This is a genomic window from Actinomycetota bacterium (genome assembly GCA_036280995.1).
GTDB lineage: Bacteria > Actinomycetota > CALGFH01 > CALGFH01 > CALGFH01 > CALGFH01.
The window spans coordinates 1-2,716 of the sequence record DASUPQ010000651.1; the positions used below are offsets into that span (position 1 = coordinate 1).

At 69.1% G+C, this 2,716-nt stretch carries 3 protein-coding genes; 2 read left to right on the forward strand and 1 reads right to left on the reverse strand.

Annotation, left to right across the window (positions count from 1 at the left end; translation table 11 throughout):
• A partial coding sequence (locus tag VF468_22300) for an AI-2E family transporter (protein HEX5881023.1) occupies positions 1 to 306 on the forward strand: 306 nt, incomplete at its 5' end.
• 236 nt (positions 307 to 542) lie between these two features.
• Here VF468_22300 and VF468_22305 read toward each other — a convergent pair.
• The gene (locus tag VF468_22305; protein ID HEX5881024.1) at positions 543 to 977 is read right to left on the reverse strand and encodes a hypothetical protein; all 435 of its coding nucleotides are present in this window, start codon (positions 975 to 977) and stop codon (positions 543 to 545) included.
• A gap of 298 nt (positions 978 to 1,275) precedes the next feature.
• Between VF468_22305 and VF468_22310 the strand changes: the two genes are divergently transcribed.
• Positions 1,276 to 2,565: a cation:proton antiporter gene (locus VF468_22310; protein ID HEX5881025.1), complete on the forward strand. Its 1,290-nt coding sequence runs from the start codon at positions 1,276 to 1,278 to the stop codon at positions 2,563 to 2,565.
• Positions 2,566 to 2,716 lie beyond the last annotated feature (151 nt).

Sequence of the window (2,716 nt, forward strand, 5' to 3'; positions counted from 1 at the left end):
ATCATCGCCGTCGGTGAGGGCGGCATCGCCCAGGGGGCGATCATGCTCGTCGTCGTCCTGGTCGCGAACCTCGCCCTCGAGAACTTCGTCGAGCCCAAGGTCATGGGCCGCACCCTCGACATCCACCCGCTGGTCGTGCTGGTCGTCACCGCGCTCGGCGGCCTCCTGGGCGGTATCGTCGGCCTCATCCTGGCCGTGCCCGCCACCGTAATCGCCAGCAACGGCATCGCCCGCCTGCGAGCAAGAGGCTCCCTGGCGCGGGTCGCCGAACGCGCCGAGCCGACCGTGCAACGCATCCTCAGCTGAGGCGGATCGCCCGATCACGCCCCACTGCTGGTACGGCAGACCCATCGTCCGCATCAACACGACACGCACACACTCGGCGCCATGTCTCACCCCAGGGTTCCCGACGGCAGGATCCGCGACGTTGGCGACCGAGGCTCAAACGTTGTCGTTCTCGGTGGCAGAAGGTTCGCGGCCTTGGCGGGGTTGCCAGGCGCTGACCACCCTGGCCACCGCCGTCACCAGGAACAGCTGCCCGATCAGCATCTCCAGGACGGCGAGCGTCTGCCCCGGGTTGGCGTCCGAGACCAGGTTGCCGTACCGGTCGTGGTCAGGGTGGTGAACGAGAAAAACAGGTACTGGGGGAAGGGGCCCTCCCCTTGCGACCCGAAGAACGGGCCGGCCTGCCACGCGCCTAGCGCCTGGTAGGCGAACGCAAATCCCATCCCGACCATCAGGTAGGCGGCGATCGCGCCGAGCAGGGTTTGGGTGTCCACGGTTCGCCGCTTCATCAGTCGGCGCACGATGATCACCGGCGCGACCACATACAGCAGGCCGCTGATCACGGCCATGACCCCGCCGGCGACATCGCGAGAGATGAAGAGGTTCAGGATCGCGGCGATCGCCGTGACTACCAGGACCGCACCCGTGACCTGCCGGAGGCAGTAGTGTGCCTGAGACGCCTGCAGTGTCACCCAGATCGTCGCGATCCCAGTCTGCTCAGGCGAGCTGCGGGCTCACCGTCGTGCAGCCACTCCTATCGATCCCGGCGACCTTCCCGGCCCTGATCATCGCGGGTCGTGCGCGATGAACGAGGCCTCCCTCCCGCCGGCACGGACGCCGCGGCGGACGAGAAGTTATTCGATGTGGGTGATGCCGCGTACCGGCGGGCGACCGACGATTCCTTGTGATGCGCGGCGTCGCGCGCTCTATGGAGCAAGCTGTACCGACTTCGGATCCGGCCGGTGCTGGGTCAGATCCTGGGGAGGAAGCATGAACGAGTGGGCGTTACCCACCATCGCCGTGCTGCTCATCGGCTATGGGGCGGTGTCGGGGCGGCTGCAATCCACGGTGATCACCCAGGCGATGGTGTTCGTCGCCCTTGGCCTGCTGGTCGGCAACCGGGTCCTGGAGTTGGTCGACGTTGACGCCGCCAACCAATTCGTACGCCATCTGGCCGAGGCCACCCTGACCCTGGTGCTGTTCACCGACGCGGCCCGCGTCAACCTGGGCACGCTGCGGCGCGAGTCGGCCCTGCCGGCCCGGCTGCTCGGCCTCGGTCTGCCGCTCAGCATCGTGGCCGGCACCCTGGCCGGGCTGGCCCTGTTCGCCGACCTGGATCTGTGGACGGCGGCTGCCCTGGCCACCATCCTGGCCCCCACCGACGCGGCGCTGGGACTGCCGGTGGTCAGCAACCGGCGCCTGCCGGCGCGCATCCGCCAGGGCCTCAACGTCGAGAGCGGCCTGAACGACGGGGTGTGTGTGCCCTTGTTGATCATCTTTCTGACCCTCGCCCAGGCCGAGGAAGGCATCGGCGACATCGAACCTCTGAAGGTGGTCCTGGAGGAGATCGGCTTCGGGGCCGTCGGCGGCGTCGTCGCCGGGGCCCTGGGCGCCTGGGTCCTGCGCCGGTTCGGGGCCAGGGGCTGGATGGAGGGGACCTGGAAGCAGATCAGCACCGTAGCCACTCCGCTGTTGGCCTACGGGATCGCCGTCGCCCTGGGGGGCAGCGGGTTCATCGCCGCCTTCACAGCCGGGATCGTGTTCGCCGCCCTCGCCGGCGGGCACGCCGAGGAGACCACCTTCCTGGCCGAGCAGTCCGGGGAGCTGCTCAACGCCGTCACCTTCCTGCTGTTCGGGGCTGTGCTGCTCGGCCCAGCGCTCGGGGAGCTGGACTGGCGGGTCGCCCTGTACGCGGTGACGAGCCTCACGCTCGTGCGGATGCTGCCGGTGGCCCTGGCCATGCTGGGCACGGGCATGCGCCGGGTGACGGTCGGCTTCCTGGGCTGGTTCGGGCCCCGGGGGCTGGCCTCGATCGTGTTCGTGCTGATCCTGGTCGAGCAGAGCCAGCTGCCGCAGGTTCCGTTGCTGCTGACGGTGGTGACCTGGACGGTAGCGCTGTCGGTGTACGCCCACGGGCTGACCGCCTGGCCGGGCGCCAACCGCTACGCCGACTGGTACGCCGCCCACGCCACCGACCATGCGGCCATGCCCGAGAGCGCCCCCGTCACCGAACAACGCATTCCGCGCCCCCGCACTCCACACGCAGCGCCTAGAGCCTGAACATCGGGCCACCCGATCTCTGCCGGAAGGCCCTTGATCAATTTGGACGATCCGACACAGTGGAGTGGAGCCTGTCCGTGGCTGGGCTGGGATTCCAGAGCGACCTCGGGGACATCGCAGTACGAGCGGCTGGCCGCCCGCCGCCGCTAGC

Coding starts and splice junctions, on each gene's coding strand:
- VF468_22310 (HEX5881025.1), top strand. CDS start 1,276: ATGAACGAGTGGGCGTTACCCACCATCGCCGTGCTGCTCATCGGCTAT.